The 21,716-nt window shown below is 51.0% G+C and carries 17 protein-coding genes; 3 read left to right on the forward strand and 14 right to left on the reverse strand.

Annotation, left to right across the window (positions count from 1 at the left end):
* Nucleotides 1-10 precede the first annotated feature (10 nt).
* A complete protein-coding gene (locus IE117_RS23555; protein WP_189568014.1) occupies nucleotides 11-484 on the reverse strand; it encodes a T9SS type A sorting domain-containing protein in 474 nt (157 codons plus the stop codon).
* A 438-nt stretch (nucleotides 485-922) separates the two neighbouring features.
* Between IE117_RS23555 and IE117_RS23560 the strand changes: the two genes are divergently transcribed.
* On the forward strand, nucleotides 923-2,899 hold the full coding sequence (locus tag IE117_RS23560) for a sensor histidine kinase (protein ID WP_189568016.1): 1,977 nt from the start codon (nucleotides 923-925) through the stop codon (nucleotides 2,897-2,899).
* A 17-nt stretch (nucleotides 2,900-2,916) separates the two neighbouring features.
* On the opposite strand, the gene IE117_RS23565 is transcribed toward IE117_RS23560, so the two are convergent.
* From IE117_RS23565 to IE117_RS23620, 12 genes are all read right to left on the reverse strand, one after another.
* Nucleotides 2,917-3,648, reverse strand: a complete 732-nt coding sequence (locus tag IE117_RS23565; protein ID WP_189568018.1) for a LytR/AlgR family response regulator transcription factor — start codon at nucleotides 3,646-3,648, stop codon at nucleotides 2,917-2,919.
* Between the two features lie 202 nt (nucleotides 3,649-3,850).
* Nucleotides 3,851-5,578: a helix-turn-helix domain-containing protein gene (locus tag IE117_RS23570; protein ID WP_229581374.1), complete on the reverse strand. Its 1,728-nt coding sequence runs from the start codon at nucleotides 5,576-5,578 to the stop codon at nucleotides 3,851-3,853.
* A gap of 151 nt (nucleotides 5,579-5,729) precedes the next feature.
* On the reverse strand, nucleotides 5,730-5,870 hold the full coding sequence (locus tag IE117_RS23575) for a hypothetical protein (RefSeq protein WP_189568022.1): 141 nt from the start codon (nucleotides 5,868-5,870) through the stop codon (nucleotides 5,730-5,732).
* 76 nt (nucleotides 5,871-5,946) lie between these two features.
* Entirely contained in the window at nucleotides 5,947-6,579 is a 633-nt protein-coding gene (locus IE117_RS23580; protein ID WP_189568024.1) for a tetratricopeptide repeat protein, read from the reverse strand.
* Nucleotides 6,580-8,027: 1,448 nt separating this feature from the next.
* Complete coding sequence (locus IE117_RS23585; RefSeq protein ID WP_189568026.1) at nucleotides 8,028-9,923, reverse strand: coiled-coil domain-containing protein; 1,896 nt, start codon at nucleotides 9,921-9,923, stop codon at nucleotides 8,028-8,030.
* 361 nt (nucleotides 9,924-10,284) lie between these two features.
* Nucleotides 10,285-12,237, reverse strand: coding sequence for a 1-deoxy-D-xylulose-5-phosphate synthase (dxs, locus tag IE117_RS23590; RefSeq protein ID WP_189568028.1), 1,953 nt, complete (start codon nucleotides 12,235-12,237; stop codon nucleotides 10,285-10,287).
* A gap of 66 nt (nucleotides 12,238-12,303) precedes the next feature.
* Entirely contained in the window at nucleotides 12,304-12,648 is a 345-nt protein-coding gene (locus tag IE117_RS23595; protein WP_189568030.1) for a four helix bundle protein, read from the reverse strand.
* Between the two features lie 26 nt (nucleotides 12,649-12,674).
* Nucleotides 12,675-13,592, reverse strand: coding sequence for a rhomboid family intramembrane serine protease (locus tag IE117_RS23600; protein WP_189568032.1), 918 nt, complete (start codon nucleotides 13,590-13,592; stop codon nucleotides 12,675-12,677).
* Nucleotides 13,593-13,674: 82 nt separating this feature from the next.
* Nucleotides 13,675-14,460 carry a rhomboid family intramembrane serine protease gene (locus tag IE117_RS23605; RefSeq protein ID WP_189568034.1) on the reverse strand — a complete coding sequence of 262 codons (786 nt, stop codon included), beginning with the start codon at nucleotides 14,458-14,460 and terminating at the stop codon, nucleotides 13,675-13,677.
* 217 nt (nucleotides 14,461-14,677) lie between these two features.
* On the reverse strand, nucleotides 14,678-15,460 hold the full coding sequence (locus IE117_RS23610) for a TPM domain-containing protein (RefSeq protein ID WP_189568036.1): 783 nt from the start codon (nucleotides 15,458-15,460) through the stop codon (nucleotides 14,678-14,680).
* Between the two features lie 8 nt (nucleotides 15,461-15,468).
* The gene (locus IE117_RS23615) at nucleotides 15,469-15,909 is read right to left on the reverse strand and encodes a TPM domain-containing protein (protein ID WP_189568037.1); all 441 of its coding nucleotides are present in this window, start codon (nucleotides 15,907-15,909) and stop codon (nucleotides 15,469-15,471) included.
* Between the two features lie 196 nt (nucleotides 15,910-16,105).
* The gene (locus tag IE117_RS23620) at nucleotides 16,106-16,687 is read right to left on the reverse strand and encodes a LemA family protein (RefSeq protein WP_189568040.1); all 582 of its coding nucleotides are present in this window, start codon (nucleotides 16,685-16,687) and stop codon (nucleotides 16,106-16,108) included.
* Between the two features lie 347 nt (nucleotides 16,688-17,034).
* On the opposite strand from IE117_RS23620, the gene IE117_RS23625 reads away from it, so the two are divergent.
* Both IE117_RS23625 and IE117_RS26605 read left to right on the forward strand, forming a co-directional pair.
* Nucleotides 17,035-17,496, forward strand: coding sequence for a peptidase associated/transthyretin-like domain-containing protein (locus IE117_RS23625; RefSeq protein WP_189568042.1), 462 nt, complete (start codon nucleotides 17,035-17,037; stop codon nucleotides 17,494-17,496).
* A gap of 165 nt (nucleotides 17,497-17,661) precedes the next feature.
* Nucleotides 17,662-18,165, forward strand: a complete 504-nt coding sequence (locus tag IE117_RS26605; RefSeq protein WP_374757976.1) for a Riean_0653 family protein — start codon at nucleotides 17,662-17,664, stop codon at nucleotides 18,163-18,165.
* Nucleotides 18,166-18,343: 178 nt separating this feature from the next.
* Here IE117_RS26605 and IE117_RS23635 read toward each other — a convergent pair whose 3' ends face one another.
* Nucleotides 18,344-21,691, reverse strand: a complete 3,348-nt coding sequence (locus tag IE117_RS23635) for a M43 family zinc metalloprotease (protein WP_189568046.1) — start codon at nucleotides 21,689-21,691, stop codon at nucleotides 18,344-18,346.
* Nucleotides 21,692-21,716: the final 25 nt, after the last annotated feature.

Consider the following 21,716-nt stretch of genomic DNA (forward strand, 5'->3'; position numbering starts at 1 on the left):
GTTCGCATGGTTAATTGACTGCTACAAGTACCCGGTCGGGCTGCTTCACAATATTGGCTGTCGACAGGCTTATCGTTTTTCCGACCATCTCCTTGCCGTTTCTGACCTGTATGGTGTACTCTCCATCTTTCAATTCAGAAAAATTGAAGTTGCGGCCATATTTCTCGGTGCCTTTGTCGACTTTCTCAAAGTGAAGCGTTTTGCCATTCTGATCGAGAAAAACGATGGACAATTTCTGGTCTTTGGCCTTTTCAATCAGCAGGCGCATTTTCATCGAATCCTTGATCTGGTACATGGCGATGTCGAAAGTTCGGCCTTCCGAATGGGCCTTCGCCAGGTTTTGATGGGCGGGAGCACTCTCTACTGAAACCGCCATCTGCTGGGCAGCAAAATCGACGGGGGAGTTTTCATCCTGAGCGTACAGAGCGTTGGCAGCAACTAAAGAGAGCATCAGGACAATTGCGGAAGTTTTGAAGGTTTTCATAATCGTATAGTTTATAAGGTGAAAAAGTAAAAGCGATGCCGGTACTTTGAAGAGTTGATTCCTCGCCGATCCCGATAGGACAAAGGTATTGGGTGTCAGCGTGTTGCAGTTAGCCTATTTGCTCAATGAAATGGTCTATTGTCGCATGTATTTGGTTTATTGTTGCATTCCGGATTTTGGTAAGTACCCATCATTCGTGTAAAACCTTACAAGTCAGAATCTAAGGCTCTCAGAGGAGCGATTTTGTGAGCAACAGACCTGCAGGGACGGACGGCAGGTCATTGCAGAAAAATATAGAAAGTGAGCGGTATCTGGGCATTCCTTTCGACCGGCCGAACCGGGGCGGGGTAGTTTGAAAAATGTTCGAAAGTGCCGTTTTATACACCGGGCAAAAAAAGGTCTGTATCTTTAAGACCCCCGACCTTCACCCGTCATGCCTTGAAGAAGTCAATCCATACGCTTGTTTTCGCGAGTCTGTTTTTCGTACTAAGTACCCTGGACGGACTTGGGCAGCTTGTCGATTTCAACCGATCGATTCCTTATCAGCGTGTATTCGTCGATACCGACGAGTTCGGGGCGGATTATCTGCAAACACTCGAAGCGGCGCTGAACGATCCGGCACTTAAAAAGGCGGGACGAAGCGACTCGCTGTACTACGCTATCCTGAATGACCTGGCCTACTACTGGCACACGCGAAACCTGAATACAGCTCTGAAACTGGCTGCCAGAGGCTTGCAGCTTACGAGCCAGCGGAATGAACCGCGCTGGGAGGGCCGGTTCCAGATCACCCTGGGTGCCATTCTGCTCCGGCTCGAAAAGCTGGATAGCGCGGAAGTGGTACTCGAAGACGCCCGTACAAAAGTACCCGAACAGAATCTGGCCTTCCTGAATACTCAGCTGGGGTATGTATACGAGCGCCGGGGACAACTCGACAAGGCCACCGACTACGCGCAGGAAGCGCTGCTGCTGGGCCGAAAGTTTCAGGACAAAAAAGTGATTGCCCTGGCGTACAGCGATCTGAGTAATATTTTCTGGAAACAGGCGAAGTACAAGAAGGGAGTAGAGTACGGCCTTGAGGCGTTGTCCATTTTTGAAGAGCGCGGACTGAACGACCTGGACTACGATTTTACGCTCTACGTAGTGGGCAACAACTACCTGGAACTGAAACAATACCAGAATGCGCTGTACTACTACCAGCGCGCGATCGTGATTGGTGAGCGCTACGGTTTTTACAACAATCTGAGCGACGTGTATATTTCGCTCGTAGACCTGAACACGTATCTTGGTAAATACAGCGAGGCCGGAAAAGCCGGGAAAAATGCGATTAAATACGCCGAACTGCTCGACAACAATTTTATGGAGATGCGTTCCTGGCTTTCGGTAGGCAAGCTCCACAACAAGCAGGGCTTACATGAGGCGGCGGTGGCGGATTTGCGTCGCAGTATCGCTATCGCTACCGACGATTTCGGCGACGAATATTTCCTCAGCCAGGCCTATCAGGCGTTGGGGGAGGCGTTGGCCGGAACCGGCCAGTATCAGGAAGCGATCGAGGCGTTTTACCGCTACGACAAACTCAAAGACAAGGTTTTTAATGCCGGGTCGGATCAACGGATGTTACAGTTGCAGACGGAGTTTGAGGTGGCTCAGAAAGAAAATATCATCGGTTTGCAGGAGGCGAAGCTACTCCAACAGCAGCAGCGGCAGACTTTCACCACGATTGCGGCATTGCTGCTCTTGCTTTTTCTGCTTCTGCTCTACTTTTTTTACCACCAGAACACCCGTAAAAATATCCTGCTCCAGCGCCAAAATCAGGAAAAGGAGGTATTGCTAAAGGAAGTCCACCATCGGGTAAAAAACAATCTGGAAATCATTTCGAGCCTATTGGTGCTGCAGTCTTCCCACCTGAAAGATCAGCAGGCGGTGGCGGCCCTGCTGGATATCCAGAACCGCGTTTACTCCATGGGGTTTGTTCACCAGCAACTCTATCAGGGAAAAAAAATGGTCCGTATAAATCTGAACGACTATTTCAGGAACCTGGGCGTTCACCTGCTGGAATCGTATGGGAAGCAGGAAACGGTAACGATCGATTACCAGCTCGACTCCATTGATCTCGACCTCGACACGGCTATTCCGCTGGGCCTGATCGTGACCGAACTACTTTCCAATGCCCTCAAGTATGCTTTTCCGAAGGACCGAAGCGGAATCATTCGGCTCAATGCCCGACTTCAGGAAGATAATACGGTTGCGTTGTCAATAGCCGACGACGGGGTCGGGCAAGTCGCCGGCGATGAAGTACAGGGTACGGGTTTTGGGATGCAGATGGTCAAGCTGCTCACCCGCCAGCTAGACGGACAGCTCACCGAAGACTTTAGTGCGGGTACCCGGGTTTCATTTGCATTCAGGCTGGCAGCCTGAGCCGTCGTAGTAGTACTTCAAATGGAATAGATTCTGCTGAGGAGTTCTTCCCGCATCGACTTGCTCAACGGAATGACCTTGTCTACCACCACGACATGGGTTGATCCTACTTCCTCGACCAGGGCAATGTTGATGAGAAAAGAACGATGGACGCGCAGAAAGTGGCCCGTTGGCAGTTTTTCCTCGATTTCTTTCAGAGTGGCTACCAGCAGGTATTCTTCGCTCTTGGTGTAAATACGGCAGTAGTTCCGCTCTGCTTCTATGTACAATACGTCCCCGATCATCACTTTGACCATGGCATCGTTGTGCCGGACAAAAATCCGGTCGTCAAACACGGCCGATTCCAAATCCGCAGTTCCATTTTTTTTGGAAGCCAGAACATGGCTTGCCACCAGTTCAATGGCGCGCTGCAATTCCTGCTTCTTAAAGGGCTTGGAAAGAAAAGCGAAAGGGTTGGATGCCTTCGCTCGATCAAAATGTGCATCGTCGTCGTTAGCGGTGAGATAAACCACCGCCAGATTATGCTCGCGCTGCAGCCGCTCGACGGTCTGAATACCGTCCAGCACTCCTTTGAGCTGAATGTCCATCAGTATCAGATCAGGTTTATGTTCCCGCGCCAGCACCAATGCTTCTTCTCCCCGAGGTACCGTGCCACATACTACGTAACCCAGGCCTTCGAGCTGAAGGGCAAGATTAGCCGCAATGAGCATCTCATCCTCGACAATCAGAATCTTTAAGGGTAAAGTCATAAATGTGTGTATTAATCTATAAATGTAGGGGGAAAAAATAAAATTACCCAAAGATACACTAGTCTGTGCAGTCTAATCTGGTTCGCTTTATTTAATATTCCCTCCACTGTGGTGCCAACGGCACACACCGCTCCACAAGAGCAGTCCATTTCCGCATCCTGACTTTTAAGAAGCGGAAACAGTAAATAGGGGCAGGGGCTGCTTAGCCGAAGATTTCTCCCAACAGGATTTCGTATCGTGGATCTTGTTCAAAGCCCGTGAGCCAGTCGCGCACGATGGATTTGAAAAAAAGCATTGGCGGCTCGTGCTGCTCAATGGCCGCCTCGAAGTAAGTACAGGCTGTGTTCAGGTCGCCCAGGCAGGCATGGACAATCCCCAGGTCGTAGCGGGCGACGGGCTGTGACTGGTTGAGGGCCACCATCTGATCGAGGATGTCCCGGGCCTTGTCTGCTTCGCCTGCGCGTCCGTACAGCGCGCCACAAGCGCTCAGGGTCATGCCGTTTCGGTTGAGTTCGCAGGCTTTTTCCAGGTGTTGACGCGCCACATCAAAGTTTTTCTGAACAATCAGATTCATCCCTACCAGGCTGTGTCCGCCCCAGAAAGTGGGTTCGAGCGCGACCAGCCGCCGCCCCTGTGCAATGGCTGCGTCGGCTTTGCCCGCTACCCAATAGACATAGCCTGCGTAAAAATTATTGATAAGGGAAAAAGGTTCGAGCGATAAGGCCTGCTCGGCCTGCTTTTCGGCCTGAGCGTGATTTCCCCGAATGCTGAGCAGCAATGCATACTGCCCGCGCAGCTCGGCGGTGTTCCAGTTGAATTCCAGCGCCTTCTTGAAAGATTTGGCCGCCTGGTCGAAATTCCATTCGTAAAGCATCTGCATGCGGGCCAGGGCCAGGTAGCTTTCGGCGATGGTGTCATCGAGTTGCAGGGCCTGCTCGGTGGCCTGGCGCATCAGCGGCAGACTTTGTTCGGAGGGCAGGTGCCTGTAAAACCACATGTTGAGGTAGCAGGAAGCGATGCCTGCGTAAGCGATGGCGTAGGCAGGTTCCAAAGCAATAGCTTCGCGGTAGTAGCTGATAGCCTTGTTATACTCTTCGGCCCCGGCGAATTTATTGTGGTAAAATTTTCCGTGCAGGTAGAGTTGGTAAGCGGCCGGGTTATTGGTGTAGCGTTTGAGCGTGGTCTGCTGGGTTTCGCCGAGGAGCTGAACTTTTATTTCCCGCAAAATAGCCAGGGCAATCTCGTCCTGAATATCAAAAACGTCTTTCAGCTCCCGGTCATAATGCTCCGACCAGAGGTGGTAGCCGTCTTCCACTTTGACCAACTGCGCCGTGATGCGGAGCCGATTGCCCGCCCGCCGTACACTCCCTTCCAGAATATGCGCCACGTTCAATTGCTCGCCGACCAGCCGCAGATCCTTGTTCTGACCTTTGAAAGTAAAGGAAGAAGTACGCCCGGCGACTTTGAGGTTCGGGACATGGCTTAGCACATTGATGATTTCTTCCGTGATGCCGTCGCTGAAATACTCCTGCCCGGCATCGCCGCTCATGTTCACAAACGGCAGCACGGCAATCGACACCTCGACCGTGTTTTCGGTAGCTATTTTGTCGATCTCGGCCTGCTTGCGGTAATCGGTGGGGCTGATCTGGAAGGCATTATTGAAGTACTTGCTGAAATTCTGCGGACTTTCGATGCCGATCAGGTAGGCAATTTCAGAAATCCGCAGGTCGGTTTCGGCCAGAAAGCTCCGGGCTTTGTCCAGCTTCTTCTGTCGGATGAAGAGGGTTGTTGAGAGCCCCGACTTCTCTTTAATGATACGATGCAGTTGGGCGCGACTGATACCGATTTCGTGGCAGATTTCATCCGGCGAAAGTCCCAGGTTGTCCAGGCTTTCGTCCAGCAGGGCATTCAGCTTTTCAAAAACTTCCATATCGTGAGGGCGAAAAAATTCCCGTAAGATACGGAATCGGCGCATCACCGCCTACTGCGGGGCATAGTGATGCCGTGTACCCTGACTAATGGAACGAGTGGGTATAAGGGCTATCGGGTCCACCTGTGTATTGATTTCGTAAACATGAAATCTAAGGCCACAGATCCCCCGTGATGTCATCCCAGCTGATATCGAATTTATTGCCGGAAATATCCAGGTAATCGTACTTTTTGGAATCGAACAGGCCAATGGCGCCAATGATGGCAGTGAGGGAAAGAAGAAAGAATTTCATAGGGTGATGGAGTTAGATAGTGGAAGTGAAATTAGATTTTGAAGTAGTTTTCAGCCTACTGACTGAGGGAAACCCCTCAATCTGGCAGGGCGTAAGCAGTCAGGGAAGACGTCAGGTGCAGCGAAGTTTGGTAATCTACCAATGCTCCCGGTTGGTCACCCAGGGCGTACTTTACCTTTGAGCGGTAGTTATATACGGTCGCAAAGTCGGGCCGGGCAGCAATGACGCGGTCGAAATCGGCTAGTGCTTTCTTATAGTTGTGCAGCTTGTAGTACGCCGCGCCCCGGTTGTAGCGGGCGTCGGTACGATACGGGTCCTGACGCAGCGCGACTGAGTAGTCGGCTACGGCTTCACCATAATCGGCGGCATCGAAGCGGGCCGTGGCGCGGTTGTAATGCACATCGGCAAATTCGGCATCCAGCCGCAGGGTTTGATCATAGTCGGCGATGGCTCCGACCAGGTCCCGGGTTTTGAACCGGGCGTTGCCCCGGTTGAAGTAGCCCGCCGTCAGGCTGGGGTCCAAGCTCAGCGCCAGATCATAATTCTGGATGGCGGCGGGGTAGTCGTTTACCTGATACAACTCATTGGCCTTCTGGAGAAAGTTCCGGGCGTTGGCGTGGTCTAGCCGGAGGGAACTGCCTTGTCCCGGCCCGCGCTGACAAGCTGCGGCGAGGCAAAGGCTAAGCAGAAAAGCAGTAGAAGTTTTCATAGCGTAGATAAATTACGTTGAGATTGATTGCAAGAAGTTGAGTAAGAGGGGCAGCGAATTAAGACAAGGGCAAAGCTATCGGCCTGGTAGGAGAAGCACTATCACTATTGTTTCAATCTCATGCACTATTGTGTCAGAATAAAAATATCCGGCTTGCACTATTGTTGCAGACTTGTACTATTGTTGCACGGGCCCCCTTCCAGTTGCTCCAAACGCAGCTTTTGTGTTTTGTGCGAAAAAATAGATTTTCGCCTCATGTTGGGAGGCTGCGTATACTGTGATTCATAAAAAAAGCGGAAGAACCTTCCGGCTCTTCCGCTTCGCGCTTACTGTTTTTTGGCTAATTGTTTAAGTGAAAACCGCGGTCTGGTGAGCCGGTCATCACCTGTCTGGATCCATATCACGCTACTACTTGTTCACCCGCGTGATGCCTTGTCAATTTAGCGCGTATAGTCCTGATCAGGTAGAGCCCCGTCCGCAAAGTACCCGCCGCAATGCTACTGCGCTAAGTCCTTCGACCAATTCTTCTGTGCGAGTCTGCCCGGCTCGTCGGGTCGAGCATTGAGTAGACATAGGCCTGTGACTGGGAAAGTAAGACCATATCTCGCCCGTCGGGCATCCACCCGCGCAAGTATGGACAGCCGATCCGACTGACTCGGAGCAGAGATAAAATGTTGTGTGAAAGTATTTTCAGCCCGGAGGCAGTCAGGCCTCTGGGCTTCTAAAATAAATCCAAATACCTCTAAACGCTCATAATCAGATAGGAGCGAAAGATCGAAGTGTTGATAATTAGTATCTCGGGCTATTAAGAGGTGGGGGGCAATTTCACCGTCGCAAATGGTAGCGAATCAATTGCTGAAAGCTCATTATTCCACGGCGATATCAGTGGAGGGGTCGCGGATGATGCAATACTTAAAAAGCACGCAAAGAGTAAAGACTGTTATTCCCGGTCTGGAGGATGGATTTTACTACCAGTAATCTGTAAAAGGGACTCGCAGAGTCTGGGTAGGTGTGTGTGTATAGTTAGATAAGCAGGTAGTGCGCCCATCCTCCAATTCACCGGGATTGAGATTTTGTTTTGGCTTGGCCGGGGTTTTGTCATTTCATAAACTAGCTCAATGCTACCTCCTGTGTGCCCCCGCTTTTCTCAGAAGGCTGTAACGGGTGGATCCAGCATAAAATCACTCAGGGAGCCCCGTCAATCCTAGTTTGGAGAGTGCCATTCCGCATCTGCACCGTTGGGCCAAAATAGCCCCCGGATGAAAGGACGTGGCTTCTGACGCAAGCGACAAGGAAGCATCTACTGTCATTAAAAAGTTTTTCATAACGTTAGTTTTCAAAAGACAGACTGCGCTGCCATATAGTGGAGCAAAACAATGCTATTTCCCGCATATCCCCCAGATAAAGGCATGGACAAACGTATGGACAAAAACATAACTTACTAATAGTTAGTATATTATTGGATCGCCTCCTGGGGTGTCCATTAGTCCGGAGAGAGGAGAGTTCGCGGAAAGTCCCAGTTTTTTGCGCAAGCGGTACTTGGTTTTATGAACGGAGGAGGGCGAGATACCCAGCATGCGACTCATTTGTGAGGTGTCGAGACGGAGCTGGGAAAGGGCCAGAAGTCGTTCTTCGGCGGGACTGATGTCGGGGAACTGCGTGCGGAGTTGCCAGAAAAATCCGGGATGGACCCGCTCAAACCGACGCTGAAACTCATCCCAATCGTTTTTGGTCAGGAGATTGGAATGCATCAATTTTTGCCGTGCCTCATTCAGCTGGGTGTCGTCTTTGGCTAAACTTCCGGATTCCAGGCTTTCCAGTTGAAGAGTGAGCGCATCAATGAGCGCATTTTTCTGGTGAAGATTTTCAACAAATCCATTCAGATCAATCTGAGCCTGTTGAAGTTCGTCTTCCACAATCTGCTTTTCCAATCGCAGCGATTTCTCTTTGGCCACCTCGATTTCCTGCTCCTGCCGCCGTCGGATGCGGCTTAGATATAATAGCCGAAAAAACAGTCCGGCCAGCGAAGCCAGCCCAATAGCAATCAACCAGAAGATACTTTGCTGGTTGCTCTTCTCGGCATCAATTGCCTCGACTTCTGATTCATATTTTTGAATGAGTAGTTTCTGTTCGGCCAGGGATAATTGCCGCGCGCTCGACCGCACGGCAATGCGATCACTCATCAGAAACATACTGTCGGCATACTGGCTGGCCCGCCGGGAGTTGTCGACTAGCTTGTAATACTGGCGCATTATCTCGTAGTACTCCCACAGGTAGTCCTCATCTCTCAAATTTCGGGCAAAGTCGGGCATAGTGAGGTTGAGCTGATAGAGCTCTTTGGCCCGATCGAGGTAGTAGCGGCAGCTATCCAGTTGTTCCAGATGCACGAATGCTAGGGCTGCGCCTAGGGCGCCCGAGGTGGGATAGTAGCGATTCCTTCCGAATTTTAACCCTAAATGGTAGTCTGACTTAAATGCCTTCAGGGCGTCAACCCAGCGCTTCTGATTCTGGTAAAGGCCCCCCAAATTACCTGCCGTGATCCCAATCCACACCGAATCGCGGTATTGGGCAGCCAGCTGCTGTGACCTGAGATAGTTGCGTTCCGCTTCGCGGATATATTCATCCCGATTGAGGCTATCCTTGGAGCTCAAATGGGCATAGGAAAGCGCCATGGTGTTATAAGTCTGAATGTGCAGATTTTCGCTGAATGGCGGAAACTTTTCTGCCTCGCGCAGCAACGGAATCACTTTTTCGAATTCGTGGAAGTGGTAATAGTTAAAGGCCAGTTCGTACAGAAAACGGCTGATGGGTGGTATACTCTTCAGTCCAATGCTACGAAAGGCCCGGTTTGCGATCAACAAAAACTGAAAAGCTTTGCCGTAGTCTTCGGCTATAAAGTAATATTGCCCGGCGAAATGTTGGCAAACGGCCGCAATCTCCGGATCTCCATCTTTGGTCGCCTGCTTCCCTACCTTCAAAAAAAGTTCGGCCTTTTGCTGGTTGGTGCCGTCGCCATTGCGGCCGTAGGTGTCGCGCGTATACCGGACGTAGCGACGCAGGTGTTTGTCCCGTAACCTGATGCCCACGTTCTCGATTTCGTTCAAGACCTCAAAGGCATATTCCTTATTTTGGGTGACGGCCCGGCAAGTATCGAAGTAGTAGATCAGGTGAATGACGCGGTATGTCGGCGTTGCTTTTTCGATCTTTTGAACAACCGGATTCGCTAATCCCGGAAGTGGCAGAAGCGTTACACCCAGAAAGCATATTAGTAAATGAAAAATTCGGCGCTTCCCAGCCTGACTAGCGGGAAGGATCGGGAAGAGCGATGAAGGTGTGGGGGACATTTGCTGAATTTATAAAATCAATTCTTCCTTCAACAGCCCGATAACCGACCAACTTCGTCTCTGGAACTACCATTGTCTTGTCTCGATCGCTGGGCAAACACGAAAAAGCTACTAAAATACCATACCCTGTTAAAATTCTCAAAACTTTCAGCGTCAGCTGTGTCACCGGTCTGTGATGTTTTTCGGTGAGCTATAGGTGTTTTCAGGCATAAAGAAAATACTTAACTCACTCCACCTTTTTCAATTTTCGCCGTTCTCAAAAAGTACAGCGAGTGGTAAAAGCAAATGACCGTATTCTAAAAAGCAATAAGCCTGACCGAATTTCGGTCAGGCTTATTGCTTACTTAGTTGTCTTTTGCCCTTATATCTTTGCTAATTCATGACGGGGTCGTAAATCCTCTTCCGCGACCATCTCCTGTACCGCCTTCACGATACCAGCCGCATCGAACCCACACTCGTAGTAAAGTTCATGAGGTTCGCCGTGTTCGATGATGTGGTCGGGGATGCCGAGCCGCTTGACGCGGGCCGCGTAGCCATGTTCAGACATGAATTCCAGAATGGCGCTGCCTACCCCGCCGGGGAGGCAACCATCTTCCACGGTCAGGATGTGGTCGTGTTTTTGGAAAACTTCGTGTAGTAATGCTTCGTCCAGCGGCTTGGCAAAGCGCAGATCATAGTGCGCGGCTTGAATAGCTTGTTTCGCCAAAATTTCGCAGGCTTCCACGGCAAAGTTGCCCACGTGCCCCAGCGTCAGGATTGCTATATCTTCGCCCTCGCGGATTTGGCGGCCTTTGCCTACTTCAATTTCTTCCAGTGGGGTGCGCCATTCGGGCATTACGCCCTGCCCGCGCGGGTAGCGAATCGTAAAAGCACTCTTGCCTTGCTGAATTTTGGGTAGTTGCGCCGTGTACATCAGGTTACGGAGTTGCTCCTCGTTCATGGGAGCCGACACGATCATGTTCGGCACGCAGCGCATATAGGCCAGGTCGTAGGCCCCGTGGTGCGTAGGTCCGTCAGCCCCGGCGATGCCCGCCCGGTCGAGACAAAAAATGACGGGTAAGCCCTGAATGCAGACGTCGTGCACAACCTGATCGTAGGCCCGTTGCATGAAGGTGCTGTAGATATTGCAATACACCACACTGCCCCGCGTGACCATTCCGGCTGAGAATGTTACCGCGTGTTGCTCGGCGATGCCTACGTCGAAGGCGCGGTCGGGCATGGCCTGCATCATAATATTCAGAGACGAACCCGACGGCATCGCGGGCGTAATGCCCACGATCTGCGGATTTTTCTCGGCCAATTCTACGATCGTATGGCCAAAGACATCCTGGTACTTTGGCGCTTGCGGCTTATTGTAGGTTTTTTTCTTGATTTCGCCCGTGACTTTGTCGAACAGGCCCGGCGCGTGCCACTTGGTCTGATCTTTCTCTGCGGGCCCATAGCCCTTGCCTTTTACCGTAAGGCAATGCAGCAACTTAGGACCGGGAATGTCCTTTAAATCGTTCAACACATCAGTCACGTGTTCGATGTCGTTGCCGTCGATGGGACCGAAGTACCTTAGTCCCAGCGACTCGAAAAGGTTGCTTTGCTCCAAAAGTCCGACTTTAAGCGTGTTCTCAACCTTGGAAACGATCTCCTGAGCACTTTTGCCAAATTTGCTCATCTTCCCGAGCAGGTTCCAGACCTCGTCACGGACTTTATTATAAGTATGCGAGGTAGTAATGTCGGTCAGGTATGCTTTCAAAGCTCCTACATTGGGATCGATGGCCATGCAGTTGTCGTTCAGCACAATCAACAGATTGGTGTCGGCCGTACCCGCGTGGTTCATCCCTTCAAAGGCCAGTCCGGCGGTCATAGCTCCGTCGCCAATAACGGCGATGTGATGCCGCTCGCGGTTGTTTTGCAGCACCGACGATACCGCCATGCCCAAAGCAGCCGAAATGGAAGTAGAAGAGTGGCCGACGCCAAAAGCGTCAAAATCGCTTTCAGCCCGTTTGGGAAAACCCGAGAGGCCGCCGTACAATCGATTGGTCGCAAAATTATCGCGCCGCCCGGTCAGAATTTTGTGACCATAGGCCTGATGTCCCACATCCCACACCAGTTGGTCGTCGGGCGTGTTGAATATGTAGTGCAGGGCCACCGTAAGCTCAACTACCCCCAGACTCGCCCCGAAATGCCCGCCGTACACCGATACGTTGTCGATAATGAATTGCCTTAATTCGTTACAAACCAGCGGCAATTGCGCACGATCCAACTTGCGCAGGTCTTCGGGTGAGTTGATTTGAGCAAGTATTTTTCCGGGAGTGATAAGCATTTGTCTAATGGACAATGGATTGTGGACAACGGATAGTGAAAGTACCCATCGTACTGAAATATTTACCTAACGACCTAAGGCTGTTTTGGTCGATTTTATGATACTTACGAGCAATCTAAGGATTTCGACGCAGTCTTTCTGCAGGGAATCAAATTCGTCCTTACTGATATATTCCGTGTCTTTCAGTAGCATTAACCAGTACTCTGTCTCGTTTGTTTCTTTTAGCGCGGTGCTCATCTTGTTGAGAAAGTCAGCTTTTGACTGAGCGTGTTCTGATTCTCTAATAGGCGCGCCGATCGAGGTTTTGCTCCTGAGTAGTTGCTTGGGCAGCACGAATTCTTTCTTCTCTGCGGACAAATGCTTGTAAAGTCTAATCACCCTATTTGCAAAATTATAGGATTTTGTCTCCAACTACATTGTCCACTATCCATTTTCCATTATTTCTGCTGACTGGCTTTAAAAAGCTTCTGCTTCTCTTCTTTCGTCAGACTTTCATAACCCGACTTCGATATTTTATCCAGTATAGAGTCGATCTCGTCCTGGTCGGGCATTTCTACGGATGCGGGAGAAGCGGCTGACGAATAGGCGGAGGCCGTGCGCTGCACCTCCTTCTGCCGGTGCGTGACCCGCATCGGAGGACGCCGGCGGAATAGATTATTCCATATCGCCATCAGCACGTACAGCGGCTTACCCATGTCGGTACCATTCTGCAAGAACTTGATGAACAAAAAACCGGTGAGTGCGCCGCCCAGGTGTGCGAGGTTACCGCCTGCGTTGGGGCCAATAGACTGCGCTAGAGAAAGAATGATGTAAAAGAAAGCAATGTACTTAATGCGAATCGGCCCGATGAATATCAGGTTGAAGGTGTAGTTGGGCAGCAGGGTGGATGCGCCCACGGCCACTGAAAAGGCGGCTGCCGAAGCACCCAGCATTTGCGAACCCGCCACCTGCGACTGGAAGTAGGGCAGTAGATTGTAAATCGCCACGTAGGCTACCCCTCCGGCGATACCACCCAGTATGTAAAGTGCGATCAGCCGCTTAGAACCCAGGTACTCATCCACCAATCGCCCGAACCAATACAGGAACAGCATATTGAAGAGAATGTGAAAAATCTCCTCGTGGGTGAAGAAATAGGTGATGATTGTCCAGGGCTTGTACAGGAATTCGCGCGGCGCGGCAGGCAGCCGCAGCATATCGACCAGCCACACATACGCCTCGGACGATTGGCCGAGCGTGAAGATCACCTTCGTCAGCAGCAGACTGAGAAACACCACCACGTTGATCAGAATGATCCTGACTAACGTGTTGTCCGTTTTGGTGAATTCCCGCTTAAAATCGTCAAAAATACCACTCATCGCTTTTCCAGATTTTGGACGTTGGACACCGGACGTCAGATTTTGTTAAGTCCAACGCCCGGTGTTCAGTATCCAGCATCCCTTAATAAAATTTATTCTTCTCTGATCCCCACACTTTCAACATAATAAAAGCAAACAGCATCCCGCCGAGGTGAGCGAAGTGAGCCACGTTGTCGGTTTGGGCATTCTGAATGCCCGAGTACAGTTCATACAATCCGTAAAAAGCCACAAAATACTTCGCTTTGATCGGAAATGGAATAAATAACAGAAAAAGTTCAGTATTGGGAAACAGTAACCCGAAGGCCATCAGGATCCCGAAGATCGCCCCGGAGGCTCCCACCATCGGGATGCTAACTTGCTGCTGCAAAAAACCTTTCACAAAGTTAACACTATCCTGGATGAAACGCGGGTCACTCGGATGTTCTTCAAAATTATTTATAAAATCCAGATTGGCCTGATACAACGGTCCGGCATGCTGGCTCATGAAATCCAGGAATCCTTCGGGTGTCGGGTAGTCCAGATAAATGCTGGCCGCCTGCTGCAGCTGCGAGGTTTCGAAGAAGTCGATGGCCGAAAAAAGCGCCCCTGCCCCGATACCCGTCACAAAGTAAAAAATCAGAAAGCGTTTTTGCCCCCAGATTCTTTCCAGCATGGGGCCAAAAATAATCAGACCGAACATGTTACTAAAAATGTGCCCGATGTTGGCGTGCAGGAACATATACGTGACAAACTGGAACGGCAAAAAATGCGGCGACATGAAAGAGTACAGGGCAAAATTCGGCGTCAGGGGCAGAATGTAAGAGTCCACGATAAAGAACACAATGTTCAGAATCAGCAGATTACGGACAATCGGGGTAAGCTGAAACATTTACTCAAGAAAGGATGGAAGGTGGATGATAGGTGACGGACGACCTGGCAATTTATGATTCGTATTTGTTCAAGTGCTTATGAATGAGTAAAGCTAACGGATCGAATCCCCTTTTCGTTTCGCGAAAGGGATTTTTGAACGCAAAGCGCACGTCATGATTTGTGAAGTGTTTGGCCGGGGCTGCTGTAAACTAGCACCGCACTTACTGCGGGTCAGGTCAATAGCTGCCTCCTGCGCCGCCGCCGCCGAAACTACCTCCGCCGAAGCCGCCAAAACCACCGCCACCTCCTCCGCCGAAGCCGCCCCCACCGCCCCAGTTGCCGGAAGAACTACCCCAGCCCGAGTGGGTACTGTACGGAAAGAAAACCGGGCCACCGGAATTACGGAAGCGTTTGCCCCCACGGCCCCCGCCGCCGCCCCGGTTGCGCAGGATGATGAAGAGTATGATCAGAAAAATGATGATAATAAAGCCGGCCGGAAATTCTTCCCCGTCTGCCGATTGTGGGACGGCTTTGTATTCGCCGGAGGCGTAGCGGATGATGGCATCCACCCCCCGGTCAAGGCCGCGATAAAACATTTTGTTTTTGAACTCGGGGATGATTTCCTGCGACACGATACGCTTGGCAATGGCGTCGGGAATGGCTCCCTCCATGCCGTAGCCCGTGGCAATGAACACCTTGCGGTCGTCGGGTGCCCACAGCAGCACAATGCCGTTATTTTTGCCTTTTTGGCCTACCCCCCAGGCGCGGCCCAGTTCAAAGGCGTAGTCGGCGATGGCGTAGGGTTCCACAGTGGGAACAATGACTACCGTAATCTGGGTGGAGGTAGAGTCGTCGTAGGCCACCAGTTTTTGCTCCAGCTCAGCCTCTTCGGTAGGGTTGAGTTGATTGGCGAGGTCGTTGACCAGACGGGCCGGACTCGGACGTGGCGGAATATCCTGCGCTTGGACGGATTGACCCAGCAGAAACAGGCAAAAGAGTAAAAGAGAATATATTTTCATGGCTTTGGTTACCCGAACGATATGTCATCGGGTAGTTCGTTGATGTCATCCGATTGGTACGGAAAGTATGTTAGCAATTGCTGACCCGCCTCTTCGATGCCCTCGCAGAGTCCTTCGACAAATTCATTTTTCTTGAAGTGAGCGCGTAGTTTTTCCTTGGTACTTTCCCAGAAATCATGCGGGACTTTTTCGTAGATTCCTTTGTCGCCGAGTACTGCAAACTTGCGGTCTTCGTGGGCCAGGTAGAACAGCACGCCGTTGCGGTCCTTGGTATTGTGCAGGCTCAGTTCACCGAAGACTACTTTGGCGCGGTCCATCACGTCCTCATCGGGACACCGGGCTTCGATGTGCACCTTGATTTCGCCGGAAGTGCGCTTTTCGGCTTCCTGAATGGTAGCGACGATGCGCTGCGTTTCTATTTTGCCAAACAGAGGATTTTCGGTAGCCATTTGATTCGTAGACAGTGGATGGTTGATAGTGGCTCATTTGGGTGCGGAAAAACCCAAGTTTGCAATATTCAATGGAGAGGGGGTAAGGGGTTCGATTGGCCGCCATGGGTCGCCCCGCTTTGACCTTTTTACCAAAAAGAAAGACGCCATACCGCCACGGCGGGCAGCATGGCGTCTTTTTATGTCGGAACAGAAATTAAAAAGTAACGGTCGGGGCGTTTTGGGCGGCCTGTGAAGCTTCGAAGAAGCCCTTCCGCTCAAATCCGAAAATGCTCGCGAAAATAGTGTTCGGGAAGCTTCGCACCGATTGGTTGTACTCATTCACTACGGCGTTGAAGTCGTTACGAGCCACGGTAATACGGTTCTCGGTACCTTCCAGCTGTGCCTGCAATTCCAGAAAATTCTGGTTGGCTTTCAGGTCGGGATAGCGTTCCACGGAGACCAGCAGCCGCGACAGCGCGCCGCCCAACTGATCCTGTGCGGCCTGAAATTTCTGAATATTTTCGGGCGTGAGGTCATCGGCGCTGATTTGTGTCGAAGTGGCTTTGGCACGGGCTTCGATGACGTCGGTCAAAGTACCCCGCTCGAATTCGGCGGCCCCTTTAACGGTGTTGACCAGGTTCGGAATTAGGTCGGCCCGGCGCTGATACTGGCTCTGCACCTTGGCCCACTGCTCGTTGACGTTCTCGTCTTTCTGCACCAGCCCGTTGTAGGAGCTGCAGCCGAACATACCGCCGACCAGCAAAAGGATAACTATGACAATAAGACTTTTGGACATGATGGTTCTGTTTTGAGGTTGATTTTGATTCAAAATTACCCAAAACTAGGGATTTCCGGGGAGAAAACTACATGGCTGGTCCTGCGAGCGGCCTTTGGTACCCCGTGGCTAGTACGAACGAAATGCTTGCTCCGTCTATTCCTGCCTTATCTGTGGCTCCAATACTTCTATCTGCGATAGGGCCGTCGAATCAGCCCGCGCTTTTAACGCGATTCATGTAGTAGGGTATTCGCAGATGCGAGGGTGATAGCTAAAAAAGCTAAGGTTTTCTGAATGATTGCATTTATTGGTTACTTTATTGAGATTTACGGGAATTGCTTTTTTCCACCCTTCAAATAATAATCTTTATGAAAAGAAGACCGATTCCGTGGAGGCCAGGGCGCTCCGCCCTAAGATTTTTGGCTCAGACAGGCTTTGGCCTGTCTGTAGTTGCACTGGTAATCCTCAATCAAGGATGCAAACCAAAGGAAATTGCCAGGCTAACCACAGTATATGGTAAGGTAACCGACCAAGCCGGGCAACCTGTGGATAGTGTGACCATACTTTTTGCCGGCCATAAAGGAGTAACTGGCGGGATTCCTATCGATGAGACCTTGACCGATTCAACCGGGGCATATGAACTTGTAGTCGATGTGCCTAGGAAGTACTTGTATGCTAGTATAGTATCGTCATTAAACTTTGAACCACTTCGAAGTAAGTACAGCTCTCAAAATCGGTTGATCTTCATGAATGATGTCCAGCAGGGTAGTTGCTGCACAGTAACTCTGGGAGGAAAGACCAAGTATGACTTCGTGTTGCTGCCAAAATAAGCTTTCAAAAAACATCATAGTCGTAGCCTTGCGCAGAAGACTGCGTCCTTCGAATGAATCAGTCTTTTGTAATGACCGTACTTACTACCCTTTAATCCCTAAACTACTATGAAGCGCAGACCGATTTCGTGGAGACTCTGGCTGTTGACCGCCCTGTGGTTGCTGATGGCTTGCTGCACTAAAGAGGATAAAGATCCCTTACCCAAAGCCACGCAGGAAGGTAAGAATACCTTTGGCTGCAAAATCAATGGCAAGCCTTGGGTGCCAGAGAGAGGCGGAGTGCTCTTCTCATCTGTCAAGCCTATCGAAGGTGGATTTTACAGAGTTTTAACTACCCCAAGGAGCGTAGGCATATGGATTCGCACCAGGGATAATGATAAAAAGCGGGTACACGTTCACCTCGAGGACATAGAGGTTGGAGAACACCTGCTTAACTTAGACACGCAAGTTATGCCTGTTACGATCCTAGCCAAGGATTACGGTATGTACCAAGTGGGCAACTTGATTCACTCCACCTCCTCGCGCCACACGGGGCGTGTTACAATCACGAAGGCCGACACGCTCACCGGGATAATCTCCGGTACCTTCGAGTTCATAGCCGCCAGTTCTACGGGGGACACCGTCAGGGTCACCGATGGTAGGTTTGACATAAATTCTATTACACTCTAATTCTGGATGACAAATGAAAACTATCTACGGATTGGTCTTATTTGTAGGGTTGGTGTGGTCGATAAGTTCACCGTTGGACGTGATCTTCTAGAGGGGACTGCATTCTGCAAATGAAGCAGCCGTTTGTAATGATCGCCATCTTTTGGTTAACCTGCCCTGCTGATTGATTTATTGGCATTTATTCCTGCCCCATCCGCAGTATCGTATTGGCTTCTTGCAAAATATTCCCCAGCAACTCGACACTTTTGGACTTTGCCCCATAATTCATCGGCAAATAAATCGTGTGCGGCGCACTGACGCGCACCAGATCGAGTACCGTCGGCACCGAACCGCAACTCCAATTGGCGGGCGTGTCCCAGTAACCCGTGGCAAGTGTGGTATTGACTGTGCCTTCAGGGCATTTGGTCACATCGATTTGGGCAGTGCCGGAGGCGTTGCCCAGGCCGCAGTATGTTCCAAAGCCGGTGAGCGTGTAGGTTGTGGAGAGGTTGGGACTTTTGGGGATCAGTGTAGTAGCTCCTTGACCTTTATATTCGCTGCCGTCCGATAATTTGAAGAAGTAACTCAGTCCGGCGGGTGCGGTCAAGAGTAGGTTGGCGGTCTCTCCGGTGCGTATGGCGTAGTCGCCGCTGAGGGTGGCCGAAGTGGCTCCACTGCCGATTGTCACGGGCAGCGGATCGGTAGTGACGGTGCAGCCGTCGCCCTGGTAGGTGGCTGTGTAGCTACCCGACTCGTAGGCCGTTAACTTCGATCTGTACTGGTTTGCGAGGACGACCCCGTCCCTTTTCCAGACAAGGGGGATATTATAGTTTCCAACTTCTGGAAAAATCAGTTTAACCACATTACCGCTGCAAGTCGATAAAACACCTTGTTCAGCCGTGAGTTTAACGGTGCGGTCACTGGTAGTGGTAACGGTGATTGGATTTGAAAGTCCGGAATTTCCGTCTTTGGTGACCCGCAGCCGATACACCCCAGGTTCTTTTGGGTAGTAGTATGTACCTGTTGCCTGATCCGCCGGCAGATCGTTCCCGTCTTTTATCCATCGGAAAGTCAAACCCACAGAATTCTCGTAATAGCGATCCTTGAAACGCAGGTACAAATAGGAAGACTGGTCATTACACGCGACATAAACGGTATCGTTTGACTCAATTTGGGGGGTGATCGTCGATCCAAAATTCGCTACGAACGGGTCGGATTCAATAACGCATTCGTTATAGCCTTTACGGACGGTGTACACTCCCGAACTGGAAACCGCCAGGTGGGTGTACAGATTATTTGTCAAGGGCTGCCCGTCCCTGAACCATTCGATGCCGACATTATTGATATTTTCAACGTACAGGTAGTGCGTAAGGCCATTCACAAATGATTTCGGCCCCGTAATTATTGGCTTCTCTTGCTTGCTCCCTTTTTTGAGGTCGATGCCGTTGCTCACTGACTGGCAGTTGCCTTGCGTAAGCCTGAGGCTGTAAATTCCTGCTGTCGAGGCTGTAAGGTAGGATTCAGTGGCATTTGGAATATTGCTCCCATTACGCAACCATTGGTACGAAAAACCTTGGTTGGGCTGGGTGGCAGTGGAGGCCAGGTCAGTTCTACTACAAATTGTGCTGTCACCGCTATTGATGATAATTCTATTTTCTAACAAAGTACCGAAATGAAGGCTAATACCATCCAGGGCGGATGAATTCACGCTGCATGACCCGTCGCGGGCAACGACTTTGTAGGTTCCCGTGGCGGTGGCGGAGAGCGTACGGGACGTTTCGCCAGGCAGCAGAACACCATCCCGATACCAGTCATAGGTAGCTGAATTACTGACGTAGCCCGCGTAAAGCATCACCGCTCTACCTTCGCACTGGCTGCGCGGTGGGGAATAGCTGCCGTCCCAATCGCTCGTGAAATTATAGGCAGAAGTAGAGGGATAAACATTGGCAGTAGTGTAGGAGTTGATCGGACCGGGGCAGGTGGCTCCGGTAGCCGAATAGCGATAGCTTCCCCCGCTTCTATTGCTGGTCACAACAAAGGTACTTCCGGTAGCACCGGGAATGGGGTTTCCATTATAGGTCCATTGAAAGTTATAGGCCGAAAGTTCGGAGTCGGGAACTGTGTGGGTAACTCCCTGAACGGTGAAGGTGAACTTAGCTTTGAGCGTAAGCGAAGAGGATGTACAGGGATAGAGATAAAGATTGGAGCCGGAGTTGGGAAAATTATTTCCGTCTGCCCCCACGATTAAAGCCGTGTATTGGCTAAGGTTTTTGACTTTGAAGCTGTCTGAGGTTCTACTGTTGCAGCCCGCCGCGACCTGTACACGGTAATCAGTACCGTTTTCCAATTTGTAATCGTCCCTTATGAAGCCGTTTCGATACTTCGGAAATTCAAAATTTGCCGGACTGGAAGTCGCATCGACATAGTAAACGATGTCCTCACCTTTCTGGATTAGCAGAGTGGGGCTACTGCTACCCGAATTGTTGTCGTAGCTGATTGCCACCGGAGTGCCGACACACACGTTGGCCGGCACCGACGAAAGGGCAATCTGATTGTTGGGAGTCGGAACGGCGTCCGAATTGCGCCAGTAACCCAAATAGTTTTCCAGGAAAAACCTCATCCGGGCGATTTGACCGGGCGAGAAGCGCCTCGCGTCGGTATTGTAAGCCATGTGATTTTTGACCAAATCAAGCCCAAAGGGTTCGTTAGTGCAGGGATTTGTGGCGTAAGCGGGTGTAAAGTAGTTCAGGTCATAGACCCGGTGAGGAGGAGTATCGGCTACCTGGTCTCCATTATTGAATGGGTTGCCGTTGGCCGGGCAAGCCACGTTGTCATTCGAGCAGCCCAGGCAAGAGTTATCACCAGAAAAGGTATGGTCGAGAAAAAGAGAATGTCCCAGCTCGTGAGCAAGAAGACGCACTCCTTCCGGTTGATTGCCCTTATTCGGTAAGCCATACGTCGTTATGAACATATCGCCGCCATAGTAGGCATATCCCCCGGCACCCGTCATCATGTGGCTCACGTAGATATTGATGAACTTGTTTTGATAAGGGCCGAAGATATCTTTGACCTGTTGCTGATTGCTCCCCCCGTAAATCACCCCTTTGTTTATAAAATCAGGCACGCTGGAAGCGTTCGCACGGTCGATGCCGGAGCAATTGGCCAGAACGAACTCAATGCGCGTGTCGTTGGCGTCGGCGTACTGTCCCCGCGCCCGGTAGATGTTGTTCAAAGCCGCCAGAGCTGCCTGAATCCTTCCCTCCGACAAATTAGACCCCTCGCCCACCGCCTCACCTAGGTGCGCAATGTGGAACATCACGGGCACGACCAGCACCGGGTCGTCGGCTGAAAGTCGCCCGTTTGCTTTGCTTTTTTTGCTATTGGCCTGCCATTGGGTGTTCATTTGCTGAAGTAGCTGCGGGTCGATGTTCTTTTCCAGAAAGGAACTCGTTACGCCGCAGCGCGGCAGGGAGTCGGGGGCGACAGGCGTTTGGGCGGCGGCTACTGTGGTGAAGCCAGCCAACAGGAAGAGCGAGAAGTATTTCATGGAGAGGGTCAGTAAAGGTTTGTGC

Source organism: Persicitalea jodogahamensis (genome assembly GCF_014651615.1).
In the GTDB taxonomy this organism is placed as follows: Bacteria; Bacteroidota; Bacteroidia; order Cytophagales; family Spirosomataceae; genus Persicitalea; species Persicitalea jodogahamensis.

Coding starts and splice junctions, on each gene's coding strand:
- IE117_RS23555 (WP_189568014.1), bottom strand. CDS start 484: ATGAAAACCTTCAAAACTTCCGCAATTGTCCTGATGCTCTCTTTAGTT.
- IE117_RS23565 (WP_189568018.1), bottom strand. CDS start 3,648: ATGACTTTACCCTTAAAGATTCTGATTGTCGAGGATGAGATGCTCATT.
- IE117_RS23570 (WP_229581374.1), bottom strand. CDS start 5,578: ATGGAAGTTTTTGAAAAGCTGAATGCCCTGCTGGACGAAAGCCTGGAC.
- IE117_RS23575 (WP_189568022.1), bottom strand. CDS start 5,870: ATGAAATTCTTTCTTCTTTCCCTCACTGCCATCATTGGCGCCATTGGC.
- IE117_RS23580 (WP_189568024.1), bottom strand. CDS start 6,579: ATGAAAACTTCTACTGCTTTTCTGCTTAGCCTTTGCCTCGCCGCAGCT.
- IE117_RS23585 (WP_189568026.1), bottom strand. CDS start 9,923: ATGTCCCCCACACCTTCATCGCTCTTCCCGATCCTTCCCGCTAGTCAG.
- dxs (WP_189568028.1), bottom strand. CDS start 12,237: ATGCTTATCACTCCCGGAAAAATACTTGCTCAAATCAACTCACCCGAA.
- IE117_RS23600 (WP_189568032.1), bottom strand. CDS start 13,592: ATGAGTGGTATTTTTGACGATTTTAAGCGGGAATTCACCAAAACGGAC.
- IE117_RS23605 (WP_189568034.1), bottom strand. CDS start 14,460: ATGTTTCAGCTTACCCCGATTGTCCGTAATCTGCTGATTCTGAACATT.
- IE117_RS23610 (WP_189568036.1), bottom strand. CDS start 15,460: ATGAAAATATATTCTCTTTTACTCTTTTGCCTGTTTCTGCTGGGTCAA.
- IE117_RS23615 (WP_189568037.1), bottom strand. CDS start 15,909: ATGGCTACCGAAAATCCTCTGTTTGGCAAAATAGAAACGCAGCGCATC.
- IE117_RS23620 (WP_189568040.1), bottom strand. CDS start 16,687: ATGTCCAAAAGTCTTATTGTCATAGTTATCCTTTTGCTGGTCGGCGGT.
- IE117_RS23625 (WP_189568042.1), top strand. CDS start 17,035: ATGAAAAGAAGACCGATTCCGTGGAGGCCAGGGCGCTCCGCCCTAAGA.
- IE117_RS26605 (WP_374757976.1), top strand. CDS start 17,662: ATGGCTTGCTGCACTAAAGAGGATAAAGATCCCTTACCCAAAGCCACG.
- IE117_RS23635 (WP_189568046.1), bottom strand. CDS start 21,691: ATGAAATACTTCTCGCTCTTCCTGTTGGCTGGCTTCACCACAGTAGCC.